This is a genomic window from Shewanella sp. GJ50-10 (assembly GCF_055808815.1).
This window is the reverse complement of the sequence record NZ_JBVVSS010000001.1, coordinates 4,616,333-4,635,103: the sequence shown is the minus strand read 5'-3', so window position 1 is coordinate 4,635,103 and position 18,771 is coordinate 4,616,333. Positions and strand designations below refer to the sequence as shown.

16 protein-coding genes are annotated in these 18,771 nt (G+C 42.3%); 6 read left to right on the top strand and 10 right to left on the bottom strand.

The features are described 5' to 3' along the window. Positions 1 to 9 precede the first annotated feature (9 nt). The 3 genes from AC0L4E_RS19640 to AC0L4E_RS19630 all read right to left on the bottom strand — a co-directional run bounded on the left by AC0L4E_RS19640 (position 10) and on the right by AC0L4E_RS19630 (position 3,999). Positions 10 to 2,889 carry an immune inhibitor A domain-containing protein gene (locus tag AC0L4E_RS19640; protein ID WP_473681283.1) on the bottom strand — a complete coding sequence of 960 codons (2,880 nt, stop codon included), beginning with the start codon at positions 2,887 to 2,889 and terminating at the stop codon, positions 10 to 12. Between the two features lie 2 nt (positions 2,890 to 2,891). Then, entirely contained in the window at positions 2,892 to 3,161 is a 270-nt protein-coding gene (locus tag AC0L4E_RS19635; RefSeq protein ID WP_473681281.1) for a hypothetical protein, read from the bottom strand. Positions 3,162 to 3,405: 244 nt separating this feature from the next. Continuing rightward, positions 3,406 to 3,999 carry a YhgN family NAAT transporter gene (locus AC0L4E_RS19630; protein ID WP_102527576.1) on the bottom strand — a complete coding sequence of 198 codons (594 nt, stop codon included), beginning with the start codon at positions 3,997 to 3,999 and terminating at the stop codon, positions 3,406 to 3,408. Between the two features lie 216 nt (positions 4,000 to 4,215). Between AC0L4E_RS19630 and AC0L4E_RS19625 the strand changes: the two genes are divergently transcribed. Together AC0L4E_RS19625 and AC0L4E_RS19620 are read left to right on the top strand one after the other, a co-directional pair. Then, positions 4,216 to 5,790, top strand: a complete 1,575-nt coding sequence (locus tag AC0L4E_RS19625; RefSeq protein WP_473681758.1) for a metal transporter — start codon at positions 4,216 to 4,218, stop codon at positions 5,788 to 5,790. Positions 5,791 to 6,293: 503 nt separating this feature from the next. Next, on the top strand, positions 6,294 to 7,061 hold the full coding sequence (locus AC0L4E_RS19620; protein ID WP_473681279.1) for an NRDE family protein: 768 nt from the start codon (positions 6,294 to 6,296) through the stop codon (positions 7,059 to 7,061). Positions 7,062 to 7,095: 34 nt separating this feature from the next. Here AC0L4E_RS19620 and AC0L4E_RS19615 read toward each other — a convergent pair whose 3' ends face one another. Next, positions 7,096 to 7,518 (bottom strand): YybH family protein, encoded by a 423-nt coding sequence (locus tag AC0L4E_RS19615; RefSeq protein ID WP_473681756.1) that lies wholly within the window; start codon positions 7,516 to 7,518, stop codon positions 7,096 to 7,098. 653 nt (positions 7,519 to 8,171) lie between these two features. Here AC0L4E_RS19615 and AC0L4E_RS19610 point away from each other — a divergent pair. Beyond that, on the top strand, positions 8,172 to 8,756 hold the full coding sequence (locus AC0L4E_RS19610) for a lysophospholipid acyltransferase family protein (RefSeq protein WP_473681277.1): 585 nt from the start codon (positions 8,172 to 8,174) through the stop codon (positions 8,754 to 8,756). Positions 8,757 to 8,866: 110 nt separating this feature from the next. On the opposite strand, the gene AC0L4E_RS19605 is transcribed toward AC0L4E_RS19610, so the two are convergent. Next, positions 8,867 to 10,135, bottom strand: a complete 1,269-nt coding sequence (locus tag AC0L4E_RS19605; protein WP_473681275.1) for a mechanosensitive ion channel family protein — start codon at positions 10,133 to 10,135, stop codon at positions 8,867 to 8,869. Between the two features lie 233 nt (positions 10,136 to 10,368). Here AC0L4E_RS19605 and AC0L4E_RS19600 point away from each other — a divergent pair, with 233 nt between their 5' ends. Beyond that, a complete protein-coding gene (locus AC0L4E_RS19600) occupies positions 10,369 to 10,911 on the top strand; it encodes a TonB-dependent receptor (RefSeq protein ID WP_473681273.1) in 543 nt (180 codons plus the stop codon). 72 nt (positions 10,912 to 10,983) lie between these two features. On the opposite strand, the gene hutH is transcribed toward AC0L4E_RS19600, so the two are convergent. The 3 genes from hutH to hutC all read right to left on the bottom strand — a co-directional run bounded on the left by hutH (position 10,984) and on the right by hutC (position 14,984). Then, complete coding sequence (hutH, locus tag AC0L4E_RS19595) at positions 10,984 to 12,528, bottom strand: histidine ammonia-lyase (protein WP_473681271.1); 1,545 nt, start codon at positions 12,526 to 12,528, stop codon at positions 10,984 to 10,986. Continuing rightward, on the bottom strand, positions 12,528 to 14,201 hold the full coding sequence (gene hutU / locus AC0L4E_RS19590; RefSeq protein WP_473681269.1) for a urocanate hydratase: 1,674 nt from the start codon (positions 14,199 to 14,201) through the stop codon (positions 12,528 to 12,530). The genes hutH and hutU overlap by 1 nt, the downstream gene beginning before the upstream one ends. A gap of 75 nt (positions 14,202 to 14,276) precedes the next feature. Continuing rightward, complete coding sequence (gene hutC / locus AC0L4E_RS19585; RefSeq protein ID WP_473681267.1) at positions 14,277 to 14,984, bottom strand: histidine utilization repressor; 708 nt, start codon at positions 14,982 to 14,984, stop codon at positions 14,277 to 14,279. Between the two features lie 218 nt (positions 14,985 to 15,202). On the opposite strand from hutC, the gene hutI reads away from it, so the two are divergent. Beyond that, positions 15,203 to 16,429, top strand: a complete 1,227-nt coding sequence (hutI, locus tag AC0L4E_RS19580) for an imidazolonepropionase (protein WP_473681265.1) — start codon at positions 15,203 to 15,205, stop codon at positions 16,427 to 16,429. A gap of 65 nt (positions 16,430 to 16,494) precedes the next feature. Here hutI and AC0L4E_RS19575 read toward each other — a convergent pair whose 3' ends face one another. Further along, positions 16,495 to 16,983, bottom strand: a complete 489-nt coding sequence (locus AC0L4E_RS19575; protein ID WP_473681263.1) for a DUF2846 domain-containing protein — start codon at positions 16,981 to 16,983, stop codon at positions 16,495 to 16,497. 594 nt (positions 16,984 to 17,577) lie between these two features. Between AC0L4E_RS19575 and AC0L4E_RS19570 the strand changes: the two genes are divergently transcribed. Beyond that, positions 17,578 to 17,949 (top strand): metalloregulator ArsR/SmtB family transcription factor, encoded by a 372-nt coding sequence (locus AC0L4E_RS19570; RefSeq protein ID WP_473681261.1) that lies wholly within the window; start codon positions 17,578 to 17,580, stop codon positions 17,947 to 17,949. Between the two features lie 107 nt (positions 17,950 to 18,056). Here AC0L4E_RS19570 and arrB read toward each other — a convergent pair whose 3' ends face one another. Beyond that, a complete protein-coding gene (arrB, locus tag AC0L4E_RS19565) occupies positions 18,057 to 18,761 on the bottom strand; it encodes an arsenate respiratory reductase iron-sulfur subunit ArrB (RefSeq protein WP_473681259.1) in 705 nt (234 codons plus the stop codon). Between the last annotated feature and the right edge of the window lie 10 nt (positions 18,762 to 18,771).

Genomic DNA, 18,771 nt, shown 5'->3' with positions numbered 1-18,771 from the left:
CTTTGAACACTAAATCTTTCTTTTAATATTGAGTCTGTTACGAGTCAATAAACTCAGTATCAATAAGGTGTACCAGCCTAAGCTACCACCGCTACTGCCACCACTATCAACGTTTTCTTCGGTAACAACAATTGGAAGAGTTAAGCTTACAGCATGAAGGTGCTGGTTGCCTTTTTCGTCTGTTACTGTCAGTAAGATGGTATAGCTTCCATCGGCAGCATAGGTGTAATCTGCAGGGCTCTCACCGGTTACAGTGTTGCCATCCCCCATATCCCATGAGTAGTTCAATTCACCAAAGCCACCTGAAGTGTTATTGGTTAAACGAACCGTCATATCATTATCACCCACTATTGCAATGTCAAAGTCTGCTGCGATAGGTATAACTACTTCAACGATTCGACTATAAGTCGCAGTATCACCTGCTGAGTCTGTAACGGTTAGTGTGACAACAAAACCGTCTGAGCTCGTGTAAGTATGCGTTGGGTTTGCTAATGTGCTTGTTGCACTAGCCTCACCAAACGCCCAGGCATAAGTGTAATCACCCTCGCCACCTTCAACGTTAGCGGTAAACACAGCGGTATAATCGCTAACGGCAGCATCAAAACTTACTTCGAGAGACGTTTCGCCTGGGTCAGTGATACCAATACTGCGTGCAAACTCAACCGTTGCGGTATCGCTGTTGGTCGACTGCGCCGTCACATTCATGGTTAAGCCTAGCTCTCGCAATACCATGCCTGACTGCGGTTGTAATGGCGCACTATAGTCACGACTATCATCAAACAAGCTGATATTACTTAGGTGTGCGTCAGACGGATAAGTAGCCTGTGGATATAAGCTAAAGCTCGCATCGCGAATTTGCACATCAGTTGAGCCATTCGTGATTAAATTTTGATCCGCATCAACCAGACCAATTAAACCGTAACCCGCATGCTCAGTAACGTTATTATCCTCATAATTCTCATTTTCAAGCCATAAGAGAACACCAGGTTCATAGCCGATGTTAGCTAAGCCTTCGTCAATTCCTTGATAGTTTCTCAATTGGACAATATAACGTTGCGACAGACCCGGTAAGCTGTCATCAATTCGCGCAAAACCATCTAGGGTAACGGCATCAACAGTTTCTGCACCGTCTTGATAAACCACACTGCCTTGATGGGTCAACGCAATATCGTCAATGGCTATCCCGTATCCGCCAACGGCTTCATCAGTGATGTAATTAATTTCAACTTGTACATTTTGACCCGCATAAGCAGCTAAATCGTAGGTCAGCTCGACCCATGAATCAGCGCCACTAGCTGAACTAATATTACTTGATAAGCCTGAAATATAATGGGAAACATTACTGTAAAGCGGATTAGATGCAGCTGTAAGATTACCTTCAATCGCAACACCGTTAATTAATACTTGGGTGTAGTCATAATCAACCTCAATATCCCAATGGGCTTGAAATGACAGCGATAACGGCGTCCCTTCAGGTAGATCAAGATTAAAACTCATGGTGTTCGTCATTAAATGACCTTTACCTGAGTGGTATTGATATTCACCTGTCAACGGTTGTTTAAAATCTATTGAGGCTGTTGGCAGCTCAATTGAAAGTTGATTAACTTCATCAGCATTCACCGCCGAAACTAAATCGGCTGAAAAGCCTGTTTCATCAATATCAGTCCAATTGATGATTTGTTCGTTAACCCACTTACCTTTGTAGCGCTGTTGCAAATAAGAGCGTGCATAAGGGCTAAAACCAGAAGGCCTAGTACCAGCAATATAATTGCCAGCCGTTGCTTGGCCAACCCAAGAGCCGCCTGACATTAATGACCAGCTACCTACAGGAGAGCCTGAACCTGCTGTACCTGAGGTGTCATATTCATCAGGTAATCCAAGATCATGACCAAACTCATGGGTAATCACCCCTGTAGCTGAATCAATTGGTTGAACCGTATAACCATAAACTTTCATTGATGTACCTGGCAGCGTAATACCAAACGTGCTCACACCAACATAGTATCTGTGAGACCAAATAGCATCTGTACCTAAAACGCCACCACCGGCCTCTTCACCGACACTTGAATGGAAAATAACAATATGGTCAATGATGCCATCTGGCTCATCTAGATTGCCGTTATTGTTAATATCATACGGATCTTCAATATCGTATTGCGCTAACTCAGCTGTGGTCATTCCTGCCACGGCTTTTGTCACCGCTTCCATAACTAACTCAGGCGCGGCTTTATCATCATCGTTATTGTTAGCGTCATTGCCGCCATAAAATGCAGCATTGTTATCCGCAGTCACCCAACCTTTCACTTCACCATCAAAGGTAAATGTTTCGCCAGATGCCTGATCAAAATACTGATATGCAGTTTCTAGATTCTCACCATTAGGACCAGTAAAGCCCGTTTTCGAAAATAAAATATCTTCGTAGTGCTCCACAGAATAGTTGCTGTAATACATCCCGGTATCGGCAGAAGTCAGCCTATTGTCGTTGTAAGGCAAGTCAGGAAAATCCACCAGAACAGCAAGCACATTAACCGCTTTTTTGATGTCGCTATCAGCGAAGGCCACCACAGAGCTAGCATTCTGTTGCTGTTTAGTGCGCGCAATTTGATTAACTCGTTTTGTTTGCTCTGCTGGCACAGCATGGTTATTAGCACGGGCTTTGCGGGTAAAATTCTGCAGTGCGATTTGTTTTTCGGCATCAGATGCATCAACACTTAATTCACCGCGTTTGGTTAGCCAATAAATAATCTGTTGCGGGTTTATCACGCCAGCATCGGCAGGAGATGTATGTTTCACTGGAGCCGCTATGGAAGATACGCTGAACAATGCCGCCAAAGTGAATGCTATCGGGGTAATCAAAGATGCTCGGGGTTGCTTAAATTTATTAGCCATAACTACTTCCCTTGTTTACATTTTTTGTAGGCATTATTGCGTTTAGCGATATATTCATTAACAACAGCTTGTTGCTCTGCTTCAGTCATATCGGGGGTGATATCCCCACGCTCAAGTAAATTATCTCTTATCCCTTGAGTATCAAGTGGTGGCGGAGTGGCACCACACTGTATTTTAGGTGGCTTAACCTCTGCATGGGTATTTTGAACTGCAGCTTGGTGGCTGCATGCCAGCAAAGAACCGCTTAAAAGTACTGCTAAAATCCGTTTCATAATTCAACTTACAATATTGTAGATTAACCGAACATTAACAGTTATTACTCGACGGTTACAATTTGAATGTGAGAATTTTTGACCACATTTACACAACCAATGTTCGCACCAATATACATAGACCCGAAGGGATAGGTTAATATCATTTAATTACAAAAGCTTAACAATGAACACTAGGCACAAAAAAGGCCGCTGTTGCGGCCTTAATATACGAAAACTATCCCTATAGGGATCATCGCTAATCTTATGCTGTACTCTTCAAGTAACTCGATACCCCATCCAGAAACATTTGCACCGATATCATTACTAGTACCATTCCCATTAGTCGCTCTACCGCGGTAAGGCCTTTTTCACCCAATAGTCGAGTGAAGACTTTATAAAACAGCAAAATAACAGCACTTACGCCCCACGCAGCCAATAAAGCTATCGTCCAATCAGTCATTCGAGAGCTATCACTATGGGCAAGTAAAATTAACGCCGCTAATACAGAGGGCCCAGCCATAAGTGGAATAGCCATAGGTACGATAAAAGGCTCTTCACCAGCAGCAAGCCCTACGACACCACCCGGTTGAGGAAATATCATTTTAATTGCTATTAAAAACAGGATAATACCACCAGCAATACTCACCGACTCTTGGCGTAAATTTAGAAAGTTAAGAATCGCTTCGCCAGCGAATAAAAACAGCAGCATAATGGCAAGCGCAATTAATAACTCGCGGATTAGTACTCGGCGACGCTTTTTAGGTTCGATATGTCTCAAGATCGATGCAAATATTGGCAAGTTCCCTAACGGATCCATGATCAAAAATAACATCACTGCAGCTGAAAATATGTCCATTACATTTATTCTATTAATAATTAACAAAGAGTCGCTATTGTATACTTAATACAGCTATTTAGGAGGTATGAGCAGTATAATTAGTTATTTTTCTATTAGGCTTTACCGTGTAAATCCTCATGATGATGAATAATCAAGCGCAGCAAGTATTAAGTTAAACGAAATACTAGGATATACTTGATTGTTTTTTCCGTTTCTTAGATTCTTTTGGATTCCATGCTCTATCTTGTCGCTAGTTGTATCGCACTTTTATTTGGGCCGCTTTGTTATCGCTACTTTTCTTCGGGAAGTGGGCTACATAAAGGCCTAGATGGATTTATCTTCGTCTCTTTAGGCGGACTAGTGCTTATCCATATTTTGCCAGAATTGCTCGAGCATGGTGGGATCCTCACCCTATTGTTTGTTGTGCTTGGTCTTTGGGGGCCAACCGCTAGCGAAAGACTATTTCACCGTTACTCTGACATTACTCATAATGTCACCCTGACCTTAGGAATCGGCGGGCTACTCCTTCATACCATTACTGATGGTGGTGCGATGGTATTAGCCCAACAAGAGGGCAATTCCATTTTGCTGGCGCTTGGCGTAATCATGCATCGTTTACCTGTAGGAGTAGCGATTTGGTGGCTGCTGAAACCACAAGTAGGTACCCGATGGGCGAGTGCAGTCCTTGCCGCAATGATGATTTTAACCGGTGTGGGATATTTTACAGGCGAGCAGCTTCTTCAACATATTAGTATCGACAATACCGTTTACTTACAAGCCTTTGTGACTGGTTCAATCTTGCATGTTGTATTGCATCAACCTCACGGAAATCATGATGAAGATCAGCAAGGGCGCTATCAATATCAAGCAGGCATTGGCAGCTTATTGGGTGTCGCTTTACTTGCCGTGTTAGTACTTGTTGATACTGGTGGTCATGATCATGTCCATCATAGTCATGGCTCAGGCCAGTTTATTAATTGGTTACTGACCGTTTCACCTGTTGTCATTATTAGTTACTTGATTGCGACTGCTCGCTTTAAAGCTGGGTTATCGCCTCAAAATAACAGTTTAGCCAGCCGTTGGTTGCAACGCCTAGCAGGCCCCGAAGCTTTATTTATTACATTACTGTTGCTTGGCCCTTGGTTTGCTCTGTATCAAGCTATTGGTTTACTGCTTGTAGGCGCATTATTAAGTTTAGGTAAAGTCGAACTGACCGACCCTCATGAGAACTTACCGACTTCATGTTGGCGTTTTGGTTTTGCCCATCTCGTTGACCGAAGTGCCCCTTGGATTGCATTAAGCCTTATTTTGGCAAACCTGATTGGTCACCCATCTGTGCACCTTGAGCACCCTGCATTGCAAGTGATGATATTACTGGCGGTATTTTTGCCGATGCGTTTCTGTAATCTCGGCGCTGCAGTATTAGCTCTGTCTTTGGCTTATAGTGGCTGGAGTAACGTTGCCGTCGCTTTCGCATTGATTGCTGCACCAGTACTTAGTATCAGCCAGCTTAAATTAATGAATTGGACTATGCGCGCAGCATTAACAGCAGTATTAGCTATCGCGTTAATATTTGCAGAACAGTTATTAGTCGATTGGCATCAGCTATTAATCTTACCGAATAGCATCAATATTGCCGGCGTAGTGATAGTTGGGTTAATTTTCAGCGCTAGCCTACTACGTTTAGGCCCAAGAGAGTTTCTCAGCCGTTTGATGATCAAGTTTAAAGGCCACAGCCATGATCACGAACATGATCACAACCATGGCTCTGATTCAGGTCACAAGCACAGCCATAAACATCACCATTAATTGATGGTTAAATCGCTCATTGCCCTAGCTAACCTTCGGCATTGAGCGTATGTCTTCGCTAACAACTCATCAAAGCTATGATCTTACAACTAAGCCCTCTCAACTCAGCCCTCTCATCTAAAATATCTCAGCTAGTTACCTTCAAAGACTCCATAAAGTGAGTAATCTTCTTTTGCTAATGCTCAGGGCCTGTTGATCTTTCAAGGTTATTTTTGCAGCGAATTGTTGGCCATTTATACAAGGTAGAGACTTTGTGGTGTAGTTATTCTACATAAAAAGTCGATAACGCAGTAAAAATGGCCAACAAACGCTGCCCAAAGGGTTCGACTAAAAGTCGTTTTACTCTTTGTTGGATGAATTTTGCTTAGATGACTAGGCATCAATCCATCCGCCTCAATTAAAACGACTTTTATTTCGAACAAAACTTAACCGGCAGAGATCAACAGACCCTAGCCTTTAAAAATTAGGTTATGATGTTTTATCATCTTCTTTTGGTAGAGCTTATGTGCATTTTATTTATCGCTGTCGACATGCATCCTAAATGGCCATTAATCGTTTGCGCTAATCGTGATGAATTCCATCACCGCCCTACTGAGCCAGCCCACTATTGGCCACAAACAACCAATACATCACAGGTTCTTGCAGGTAAAGATTTACAAGCAGGCGGCACTTGGTTAGGTGTTAACAAGCTCGGACAGTTCGCTGCACTCACCAACATCCGTCACAATACTGAAAACGAAGGCATGCGCAGTCGTGGCGAGTTAGTGCTTAAAGCCCTATCCAGTGATATCGGTTTTAATGAGCAATGGCTAAAGCAACACAGTGACAATTACAGTCCATTCAATGTGGTTTATCAGCAAGACAATAAACTCTGGTGTTTTAATAGCTCCACAGCTGAAAATCTACCTTTGAATAAAGGCTTTCATGCTGTCAGCAATGGCGCTTTAGATGATGTATGGCCAAAGATGGCTAAAGGCCAGCAAGCATTAGAACAGCATGTATTGAGCCATAATGAGCCAGATATAGAACAAATGCTGACCTTGATGCGTGATGAATCTGAAGCGGATGATGCCAGCTTGCCCAATACTGGTATCGATCTAGAATGGGAAAGGCTACTGTCAGCCATTTTTATTAAGCATCCAGAATACGGCACTCGCTCCACCAGTATTGTGATGCAAGATCCCCAAGGAAATATCCAATTTACTGAAGTACGTTTTGATGGCAAAGCGAGGAATTTAGGGCAACAAAAATTCAATATTAATCTTGAATAGTTGCCCTAAGCTCTATAGTTCATGTCGATAATGACTAATCTGATGAATGGTCGTGAGTAATAACCCATTTATCATCAATACGCTCGATTAATAAGGTAAACACACCGCTAGGTTTATCTTTGGCTCGTTCTAGTGTCCAGCGACCAACCACTAACGCCGCGTAGTTACTCAACATTTTAATTTCACGAACATTGAAGCTGAGCTTTCCCATGCGTTGTGGTGTGGGATAACTCCGCTTATAACTGGCAAGAATAGAATCCCAACCATAGTTATATTTACCATTTGATACGAAACGTAATTTGTCACTTTTCCAGTAACCTTCCATGTAGGCATCAATATTGCCACTATTCCAAGCTTTTTCTTGGTTCGAAATCACCGAACGAATACGATCGGTTGGGATAGCACTATCAGAGTTCACTTCATCTAATGAAATAGGTGCTGCATCTTCAGGATTAATATCGACTGCAGCTACAGGAGTAATTGGTGTAAATGTTTCAGGCTGCTTAACGACTTCGTCTGCAGTGCTTTTAACAACATCGCTCACAGTTGCGGCATCTGGTTCGCTGGCTTTCGCTTTTTTAATATCAGCGCCATCAACAGGCTCAATTGAGCCCACTTCGACTTTTTCGGTGGTCGAAGGCTTTAGCGGCACAGTTTTCAATGCTTGCTCGGTTTTTGTTTGGCTAACCGTTTCGCTTGCAGCTTGTGCTTCTGTAACCTGTTCATCGGCAACATTCGCTGCTGTAGCTTTTGTAATAGTCGCCATTGAAAACAGCATACAAATGACACTAATACTGATTATTGTAAGGTGCTTCACACACTCTCCTTGCTCATTGCCTAATTGCCATTTCACAAAGAAATAATCAATTGGCACTTTTGTATTACGGCAATGAATACGATAGGTTAGTTAACTATCACAGCACTGACGTTGATACTCATTAATGGCTCAACTTGTCTTTCTACCTGACATTTTTCAGATAAAACCGACACTGTTGCTAAAGCGATATCACCTTGAGTGTTTATAGTCCTCAATATGATAATCGTAAAATATTTCATTATCTTATCGCTAGATTCTAGCGTATCAGATACAAATAAACTGGAAAAAAGTCCATGTTTCGTAAAATTAGTTTATGGCTACTTAATATTAATGGCTGGCGGTTTGAAGGCTGTGCCCCTCATGATGGTCAATTCATCATGGTTGTTGGCCCTCATACCAGCAACTGGGATTTTATTATTGGGATTATAGCCCGTTCAGCATTAGGGATAAAAATTCATTTTCTAGGTAAGCATCAATTGTTTATTCCACCGTGGGGATGGTTTTTCAGATGGCTAGGCGGTAGTCCAGTTAATCGCAGTAAAAATAACAATATGGTCGATGCCGCAGTGCAACTTTTTGAAGCTGATAGCCAATATAAGCTGGCGTTAGCACCAGAAGGCACTCGCAGCGCCGTTACCCGTTGGAAGACGGGGTTTTATCATATTGCAGTAAAGGCCAAAGTTCCTATTATTACCGTTGGCTTGGATTTTTCACGCAGATCCATAGTGCTAAATACTCCAATGGAAACGAGCGGTGATATGACCGCAGACATGAACCAAATTATGGATTTCTTTCGAGGTATAACGGGGCATCATCCTAAAATAATCCCTTCGTATGAGCCCAGAATTGAGCCTACAGAAACAAAAAAACCAAACTAAGCCGTGATAGCTTAATTTGGTTTTAACAGCTTGTTATTAATCGTTGTGTTTAACAGCATTGAACTCATCAGTGGCTTTGAGTCAATATCATAAAAAACGATAACACTTACTTAATGAACCTTTGTTTCAGGCTTAATACTGCGAATGTCATTGCCTGTTGGGTTTTGAAATGCCTTTAAGCCAAACTCTGGCAATATGGCAAACACATGATCAAAAATATCCGCTTGGATCCCTTCATAAAATGCCCAGCGGGTATCATTGGTAAATACATACAGCTCAATAGGTAAACCTTCAGTGGTTGGCGCAAGCTGACGTACCATTAAGGTCATGTCTTTATGAAGCTTATTGTTGTGACGTAAATATGCATCCAAATAAGCTCTAAAGGTACCTACATTCGTTAAGCGGCGACCATTCACTGGCATATCGAAATCACTAACTTGCTCATTAGAATGGCTAATTTCAGAAATGATTTTTGGGAAGTAATCTTTTAGGTAATTCACCTTAGATAATCTCACCATGTCTTCGTCAGTTAAAAAATGAATGCTATTCACATCAAGGTTAATCGAACGCTTAATACGGCGGCCGCCTTTTTCAGACATTCCACGCCAGTTTTTAAACGCATCGGATACTAGAGCATAGGCTGGGATCATCGTAATGGTGTTATCCCAATTACGTACTTTAACCGTGTTAAGCGAGACTTCATCTACCGCACCATCAGCGCCGTACTTATCCATTTGGATCCAATCGCCTTTGCTCACCATGCGGTTTGCAGCAAGCTGAATTCCAGCAACAAAGCCTAATATGGTGTCTCTAAACACCAACATCACCAAACCGGTCGCAACACCTAAACCACTTAAAAAGTAAATTGGCGACTGATCTGCAAGCACTGATACCGAAATAATGGCACCAATGAAAAATAAGAATAACTTGGTCAGCTGTACAAAGCTTTTAACAGGCAAACGACGACTGATTAATTTGACGTCGGCAATTTCGTTCACGGCATCAAGACCTGAATACAATGCACGAATGATAAAAATCACCACCAGTACACTTAAACTGCGGTCAAGTATGATGCCTAATAATTCCTGATGAGTTAATACAATAGGCACAAACAAGTCGAGAATGAATGCTGGTACTAACAAAGCCAACTTTTCCAATACGCCATAGCGCATGAAAATGTCATCCCAAGTTACCGCAGATTTTTGGATGACAGTGTTCACTGCTTTTACAAACACTTTTTTAGTGATGTAGTAAGCAATGGTTGCAATCAAAAAACTAGCAAACAATAAAATCGACGTCGCCAAACTGTCCGAGGGCTGACTATTTACACCCGCTTCCAATAACCATTGGGCAATATCTGTGCGTAACTCGTTATCCACTACTTTTATTCCTTTAATGACCTACAAATCATCGGCTAACATACCATATTTCTTGTTTTAAACGATGACAATCAAATATATGACAAAAGCTTATTAAGCCACCCACTGACATAAAACAAACTCACAACAACAATAGAACATTCCATGACATCTGTCGTAAATCTACGAGCAAATATTGACCTCTGATTCTCAAACCCTAACAATAGCGCCATCCAAACAGGTAGAGGTACTCAATGAAACAATTCTGGCTTACCATCGCGGTTACTCTTAGTTTAGTGGCTTCTAGTCAACAAGCTCAAGCAAACACAACTGAAGAAGAACAAAACTACACTCCTTCAGTAGCCTTGTTAGTGGATTACATTGATACCCGTGGCGATATGTTTGGTGTCACTATCGCTGCGAGACATTTTGACCCAGATTATGCTGATTGGGGCTACTACATTGGCTATGCATGGGGCAGTGAATACGACATTGACGTACCTGAACCGGGCGAAGGTTACGCCAAAGAATACATGTGGCGCTTTGGTTTAAGTTACAGCTTAACCCAAGATTTAAGTGTTTATGGTGGTGCGACTGTATTCATTTACGAAGAAAATACCACAGATAATATCGTACCATTAATCGTAGGCGCAGAGCCTGTATGGGAACGTGACCGCCAAAAAGATTGGGGCGCAGAATTTGGTATCCGTTACACCTTTATGGAAGGTTTTGTGATTGGCGCAGGTTATGACACCAGTGCAGAAGCAGCGATAATTTCATTTGGTTTCACTATATAATTTTATTAAAGCTCCCTGTTTAATGACAATAAAAAAAGGACCCGAAGGTCCTTTTTTATTAACAGTAACTTATTAGAAACTGGCTAATAGTCCAGCTGGCAAATATCGATTAAAGCTCGCGCTATAAAGCAGGTCGGTGGCGTTATCGATATCTGGGGCAAAGAAACGGTCTTTATCATAATAATCGACCACTTCACGTAGCTCAGCTTTAGCACTTGCCACCGCATCACTTGGGGCTAAAGGCTTACGGAAATCTAATCCCTGCGCAGCAGCAAGCAGTTCAACAGCTAACACTCCACGGGTATTTTCAGACATATCACGTAAGCGACGCGCCGCGAATGTGGCCATCGACACATGATCTTCTTGGTTTGCTGAAGTCGGTAAACTGTCTACAGATGCTGGGTGTGCATAGGTTTTGTTTTCAGATGCAAGCGCTGCAGCGGTAACCTGAGCAATCATAAACCCAGAGTTCACTCCGCCATTTTCAACTAAAAATGGGGGTAGTTTAGATAAGCTTGAATCAATTAGCAGGGCAATACGGCGCTCAGATATTGAACCTAATTCAGCAATGGCAATCGCTAAATTATCCGCTGCCATGGCCACTGGTTCTGCATGGAAGTTACCACCTGAAATAATATCGCCAGTGTCTTGGAAGACTAATGGGTTATCAGTTACGCCGTTTGATTCAACAGCGAGTACTTCAGCCGCATGACGAATTTGCGTTAAACATGCGCCCAACACTTGCGGCTGACAACGCAGTGAATAAGGATCTTGCACCTTTTCACAGTCAACATGACTGGTACTGATTTCAGACTCATCACCCAGTAGATTACGGAAGATAGCCGCGGAATCAATCTGACCTTTTTGGCCACGAGCGGCATGAATACGTGCATCAAATGGGCTACGACTGCCCATTGCAGCTTCAACACTCATCGCACCAATCACCGAACTAGCTGCAAATAAATCTTCTGCATGGAATAAGCCTTCAAGGGCTAATGCAGTTGATGCTTGGGTACCATTTAATAATGCTAACCCTTCTTTAGCGGCAAGTTCAATTGGCGTAAGACCTGCAATTTCAAGGCCTTCAGCAGCAGTAATGATTTGGCCTTGATAGCTCATCTCACCTTCGCCTAACAGTGGTAAACACATATGTGAAAGTGGCGCTAAATCACCTGATGCTCCTACTGAGCCCTTTTCAGGAATACATGGGTAAACACCCGCGTTAACTAGCTGAATAAGGAAATTGATCACCTCTAAACGTATGCCCGAGAAACCACGACTTAATGAGTTAATTTTTAACACCATCATTAAACGTACAGTTGCATCTTGCATGTATTGGCCAGTGCCCGCAGCATGTGATAATACAATTGAACGTTGCAGTAATTGTAAATCTTCAGGGGCGATTTTAGTGTTCGCTAACAAACCAAAACCGGTATTAATGCCATAAACGGTGCGACCTTCATCCAGCACTTGTTGCACAAGTCCTGCACTGGTGTTGATATCCGCTTTCGCTTCTTCCACTAAGGTAATATGAACCGAACCACGACCAATTTTTCGTAATTGAGCTAATGATAAAGTACCTGGGTTTAGCAGTAATCTATGTTGTGTCGCAGTCATTACTTGGCTCCTTGCATTGGTAGATCAAGACCTTGCTCTTTGGCACAGTCAATGGCGATATCGTATCCAGCATCAGCATGGCGCATCACACCTGTTGCAGGGTCATTCCATAACACGCGCCCCAATCTTTGGGCAGCATCATCACTACCATCAGCCACAATAACCACACCTGAATGTTGGCTGAAGCCCATACCGACGCCGCCACCATGGTGTAATGACACCCAAGTTGCGCCACTGGCAGTATTTAATAAGGCATTCATTAATGGCCAATCTGATACCGCATCAGAACCATCAAGCATTGATTCAGTTTCACGGTTTGGACTGGCAACAGAGCCAGAGTCTAGATGATCTCGACCAATCACAATCGGCGCTGATAACTCGCCATTTTTAACCATTTCATTAAACGCTAATGCCAAGCGTGCGCGGTCTTTTAAGCCCACCCAACAAATTCGCGCTGGCAAACCTTGGAACTCAATACGTTCGCGGGCCATATCTAACCAGTTATGTAAATGTGGGTTATCAGGAATTAGCTCTTTCACTTTGGCATCTGTTTTATAAATATCTTCAGGGTCACCAGATAAAGCTACCCAGCGGAACGGTCCAATACCTTCACAAAACAGTGGACGAACATAAGCGGGAACAAAACCTGGGAAATCAAAGGCATTTTCAACACCTTCTTCAAATGCCATTTGGCGGATATTGTTACCGTAATCGGTTGTTGCTGCCCCTGCCGCTTGCAGTGCTAGCATGGCGTTAACTTGAACGGCCATCGATTTTTTAGCCGCGCTTACTACTGCAGCTTCATCAGTTTTACGCATTTCAGCAGCTTGCTCTAGCGTCCAACCTTGAGGTAAATAACCGTTTAACGGATCGTGCGCAGAAGTTTGGTCAGTCACAACGTCTGGCGTTACACCACGTTCAACCAATTCAGCAAAGATATCGGCAGCATTACCTAATAAACCGACTGATACAGGGTTACCAGAAGTATTGGCTTCATCAATAATTGCTAACGCTTCATCTAATGAAGTAGCTTTTTTGTCTACATACCGGGTGCGTAACCGAAAATCAATACGGGTTTCATCAACTTCACATGCCAGTACTGAGTATCCCGCCATGGTGCCAGCAAGAGGTTGTGCACCGCCCATGCCACCAAGGCCACCGGTTAAAATCCACTTACCAGCAGCACTGCCGTCAAAGTGTTGTTTTGCCATTGCCACAAAGGTCTCGTAAGTGCCCTGTACAATCCCTTGAGTACCAATATAAATCCAAGAACCCGCTGTCATTTGGCCGTACATTGCCAAACCTTTCTTATCGAGTTCGTTAAAGTGTTCCCAATTAGCCCAATGTGGTACTAAGTTTGAGTTTGCAATAATCACTCGTGGTGCGTTGCTATGGGTGGTAAATACGCCCACAGGTTTGCCTGATTGCACTAATAAAGTTTCGTCATCTTCAAGGCGTTGCAGCACTTCAATAATTTTGTCATAACACTGCCAGTCTCGGGCGGCGCGGCCAATCCCACCATAAACCACTAAGTCTTCTGGGCGCTCAGCTACATCTGGGTGCAGGTTGTTCATTAACATGCGCATGGCAGCTTCTGTTAACCAGCTTTTACAGGCGAGTGTTGTACCGTGTGGCGCAATAATATTGCGGCTAGGATCATGTCTATTATTCATGCTTTTTCCTTTTATTAATCTTCAACCACAACACCATTTAATGGAGTCGTTAATGAGGCTGTGGTTTGACTGTTTTTATTGATTAAACGTTAAATGGCCACCCAAGCTGAACTTACTGCCGGGATGGATTAATCGGGCAAAACTCACCACACCTTTACGGGACCAGGTGCGACGTAAAATTTGTAGGCAAGGCTCAGTTGCTTCAATCGCTAATCGTTGTTGGGTTTGCTCATTGGCAATCACTGCCTCTACTGTATGGCGCGCCTCAGTTAACGGCGCAACTTTAGATAAATACTCATGAGGCGTCAGCAGATTGAAATCTTGCTTTAAATAATCGGGGATCATGTGCGGATTCACATAACGCTCTTCCACTTGCAAAGGTTGGTCTTGCTCGCAATGAACTAATACCGAGTAAAACACCGGACTGCCCTCTGCTAACCCCAATGAAATTGCCACCGCACCTTCTGCTGCAACTTGGGATAGTTCTAATTGTTTAACGCTATAGCCATGACCACGGTCTTTAATTTCGTCAGCAATGTTTCGAATCGCCAACAACGAAGATTGCGACTTAAGCCCCGCGACAAATGTACCTAAGCCTTGGCTTCGCTCTAACACACCAGATTCAACTAATTCAGTTAACGCGCGGCGAGCTGTCATACGGCTGCAATCCATTAACTCGGTTAACTGATTTTCAGATGGCACACGGTCATTTTCTTGCCACTCTCCCGCTTCAATGCGAGCTAGAATGTACTGCTTAATTTGTTCAAATTTTGCTAGTGCCATCGTCTTATCCATAGGTGGTTGTCTGTCTAATGTCATCAGTGACAATGGTTTAAAACCGCTCTTTATTGCTGTAAACAACACCGATATCATGGTGCTATTGCCGATAAAAGCCACTGACTGACTAAAAACTCGGCTTTAACCTTACCTTGTATATACAAGTAAAAACAAGTATTGTTTTGTCACTATTAGAATAAAATTTTACAGAGAACGGAGTTGCTATGTCGTGGGATCACGTTTGGATTGACGTCAATATCGCTACAATGGATCCAACTAATTCAGCCGCTTATGGCGCAATTACCGACGCAGCTTTAGCAGTAAAAGATGGCAAAATTGCTTGGATTGGACAGCGAAAAGATTTACCAGAATTCGATGTGTTTGATATTCCTGTCTACCGCGGCAAAGGCGGTTGGTTAACACCAGGCCTCATTGATGCTCACACCCATTTAGTTTTTGCCGGTAGCCGAGCAAATGAGTTCGAAATGCGCTTACAGGGCGCAAGCTATGAAGACATCGCTCGCGCTGGCGGCGGTATTATTTCTACCGTAAAGGCCTGTCGTGAAGCCGATGAAGCCGAATTATTTGAATTAGGTCGTCAACGCTTAAATGCCTTAGCCAAAGAAGGTGTCACCACTGTTGAGATAAAGTCTGGTTATGGCCTCGATACCGACACTGAAGTAAAACTATTAAAGGTAGCTCGAGAGTTAGGTAAACATCACCACGTTGATGTTAAAACGACTTTCTTAGGTGCCCACGCGATTCCACCAGAATATAAAGACAATGTTGATGCCTATGTGGATTTGGTTATTAATGACATGCTGCCAACAGTGATTGAACAAGGTTTAGCTGATGCCGCTGATGTATTTTGTGAAAATATTGCATTCAACTTAGACCAAACTGCGCGAGTATTAACTGCCGCGAAAGAAGCAGGTCTTGAGATCAAGCTCCATGCAGAGCAATTATCCAATATGGGTGGCTCGGCAATGGCAGCCAAACTTGGCGCAAAGTCCGTTGACCATATTGAATACTTAGATGAAGACGGCGTTAAAGCCCTTGCAGCCAGCGGTACCTGTGCCACCTTATTACCAGGCGCTTATTACTTTCTGCGTGAAACCCAAATGCCGCCAATTGATTTATTGCGCAAACATCATGTGCCTATAGTCGTCGCCAGTGATTTTAACCCCGGTTCATCCCCTATTTGCTCAACGCTACTAATGCTAAATATGGCTTGTACCCTATTTAGATTAACCCCTGAAGAAGCGCTAAAAGGCATTACTGCCAATGCAGCTAAAGCATTAGGAATAGAGCACAATGTCGGCGTATTAGCACAAGGTATGCAGGCAGATTTTTGCTTGTGGGATATCACTACACCAGCACAACTCGCTTACTCATACGGCGTGAATCCATGTAAAGATGTCGTCAAAAATGGCGTTGTAGTTCATCAGTAACTGAGTCATTTCGCCATAAAATAAAAGCCGACGTTATGTCGGCTTTATATTGCATACATACAAAGTTAAAGTTTCGATTTTTCTTCTGTAGCTAAGTAAATCTCTTTATCTGTTTCTTTAGCTAATTTGCATTGCAGAACATTATTTTTCCCAGCAGCTGAATCAACAACTTTCAATCCTGCCCCACCGACAAAAACACCCATTTTAATAAATTGTTCTACATAATATAGCTCACCCGGTTCTGCGACTAAATCGATGTTATTTTCACTAAACTCTGACTCTGTCGATAAAGTATGATTTCCAGGTTCTAAAGTCTTGTAAAAGAATACCTTATTGGCAGTTTCACCAACTAGTTTACCGTTTAAGTAAACATTCTTTTTCAAAGCCTGCCCAACAAATGAGTTACGGTAGATATATAATCCCGCTTTACCTTCTACTGGTGTTTTAAATTCTTTGAGTTGACTATCTTGCTCAGTAGAAGCCATTGGCACTGTTGCACAACCAGAGAAAAAACTGACAGCAACAAAAGCGATTACAATTGAGAGTTTATTCATTTTATATCGTCCATTGAAATTTTGAATAGTGTAAATGCACTAACTAACGCACACTTCAAATGAACTTTGAATTGAAGGAATAGAAAGGTAAATAACATATTTAATGTGTCATCCTGACAAAACCACAAAGTCCATATGTAACAATACGTTAAAGAAATAGTAATGTACCTTACTTCTTTGATTCATACAATAGTATGACTAGCCGTTTTGCTTTAAAAATTTCTTTTACACACCATTAACCCCGACAGACAGCCAATTGTGCAGCAATACTGACTGGCCAGTGGTAATTGTTGGCAGAAACACTAAACTGCACTTCTAAATATACGCCTCAGATTAGGTTATTTAATCAGCTTCAACTCCAATTTGAATAAAAAACAACCACAATCAATGTGTTATAAATTAGCTATTTAAATAGAGCAACTAACGCTCAAAATGAGAAGCACCTCGATTGCAATATCGACACTTTAACCTTGAAGATTCCTATCAACTGGTTCAGCGAAATTCTGATGTAAAGTCATCACTTTCAGCGGCATTAGAATTGACTCAACAGGGTAAAAAACATAAGGTAGGCCAAATTTTCAATCAGTATGAATCATGACTTCTCAGTTCGAACCAATTAGCCTTTTTAAATCCTTAACAGACCCGATTCGTCTATCTATTGTGATGCTGTTGATTGTTGAGAAAGAGCTGTGCGTCTGCGAATTTACTGAAGCTCTAGATGTAATCCAACCCAAGATTTCTCGTAATCTAGCCTTATTAAAATCGGCAGGCATTGTTGTCAATCGACGACAAGGACAATGGATTTATTACTCGATTGATGAGCAGTTGCCTGCATGGGCAAAACAAGTGTTGGCTGACACTTATTCAGGTAATAAATCATTAATTGAAGAAGCGTTATCCAAGCTTAACTTAGTTGGTAAAAATCAGGATCGCCCAAAAATCTTGTGCGGCAATTCGACTAAGTAGCCATTCCCTCGATTCTATTTCAGGCATAAAAAAGAGATGCGGCGTAACACCTGCATCTCATTTCTAATCTTCAATACGACTCACTAAAATCTAAATTTTAATGCTGTTTAATACAAAGTTTTCACGTTAAAACTGCGAATATAATAAACATTCGGCTTCGTACCAGCATCTAGATTTAGCTGCTGAGCCTTGTTCATTTTTATCAAACGTGACGCTTCACTATTCGGATCGTCAAAGTCACCAAATACTCTCGCTCCAGATGGACAAGCCGTCACACAAGCAGGACTCAACCCTTGATCTAAGCGATGATCACACAAGGTACATTTTTCAGTGGTTCTTCTTGGGCGAACTTCAGGATACGTATCACCTCGCTCAGGGTTCATATACGGGAAGGTTTTAATATCTACTTTTTTCAATAAAGCATGAGGAGAGCCAGTAGCGCCTGCCACTAATGCTTTATCATCCTGCCACTCACGATGAGGAACTTGTCGGTTATAGCTAATTACACCATAAGGACATGCTCGCTCACACTTTCTACAACCAATACACTTATCGTTATCCTGTAAAGTTAGCCCACGATCATCTTTATACATTGCACCTGTAGGGCACACGTTAACACAAGCAGCATTGGTACAATGGTTACACATGGTTGGTATGTAACTGTATTGCACATCTGGAAAACGTCCTTCCGTTTTAGTTATATGATCCGACCATTTAACGCCATCAGCAGTGTTATTTTCGGTTTTACAGGCTAAATCACAGCCGCCACAACCTACACATTTTTGTAGGTCAATTACCATTCCGAGTCTCATAATCTCTTAC

Bases quoted from the DNA above. Each gene is read 5' to 3' on its own strand.
- AC0L4E_RS19640 (WP_473681283.1), bottom strand. From the start codon at position 2,889: ATGGCTAATAAATTTAAGCAACCCCGAGCATCTTTGATTACCCCGATA.
- AC0L4E_RS19635 (WP_473681281.1), bottom strand. From the start codon at position 3,161: ATGAAACGGATTTTAGCAGTACTTTTAAGCGGTTCTTTGCTGGCATGC.
- AC0L4E_RS19630 (WP_102527576.1), bottom strand. From the start codon at position 3,999: ATGGACATATTTTCAGCTGCAGTGATGTTATTTTTGATCATGGATCCG.
- AC0L4E_RS19625 (WP_473681758.1), top strand. From the start codon at position 4,216: ATGCTCTATCTTGTCGCTAGTTGTATCGCACTTTTATTTGGGCCGCTT.
- AC0L4E_RS19620 (WP_473681279.1), top strand. From the start codon at position 6,294: ATGTGCATTTTATTTATCGCTGTCGACATGCATCCTAAATGGCCATTA.
- AC0L4E_RS19610 (WP_473681277.1), top strand. From the start codon at position 8,172: ATGTTTCGTAAAATTAGTTTATGGCTACTTAATATTAATGGCTGGCGG.
- AC0L4E_RS19600 (WP_473681273.1), top strand. From the start codon at position 10,369: ATGAAACAATTCTGGCTTACCATCGCGGTTACTCTTAGTTTAGTGGCT.
- hutH (WP_473681271.1), bottom strand. From the start codon at position 12,528: ATGACTGCGACACAACATAGATTACTGCTAAACCCAGGTACTTTATCA.
- hutU (WP_473681269.1), bottom strand. From the start codon at position 14,201: ATGAATAATAGACATGATCCTAGCCGCAATATTATTGCGCCACACGGT.
- hutC (WP_473681267.1), bottom strand. From the start codon at position 14,984: ATGGCACTAGCAAAATTTGAACAAATTAAGCAGTACATTCTAGCTCGC.
- hutI (WP_473681265.1), top strand. From the start codon at position 15,203: ATGTCGTGGGATCACGTTTGGATTGACGTCAATATCGCTACAATGGAT.
- AC0L4E_RS19575 (WP_473681263.1), bottom strand. From the start codon at position 16,983: ATGAATAAACTCTCAATTGTAATCGCTTTTGTTGCTGTCAGTTTTTTC.
- AC0L4E_RS19570 (WP_473681261.1), top strand. From the start codon at position 17,578: ATGACTTCTCAGTTCGAACCAATTAGCCTTTTTAAATCCTTAACAGAC.
- arrB (WP_473681259.1), bottom strand. From the start codon at position 18,761: ATGAGACTCGGAATGGTAATTGACCTACAAAAATGTGTAGGTTGTGGC.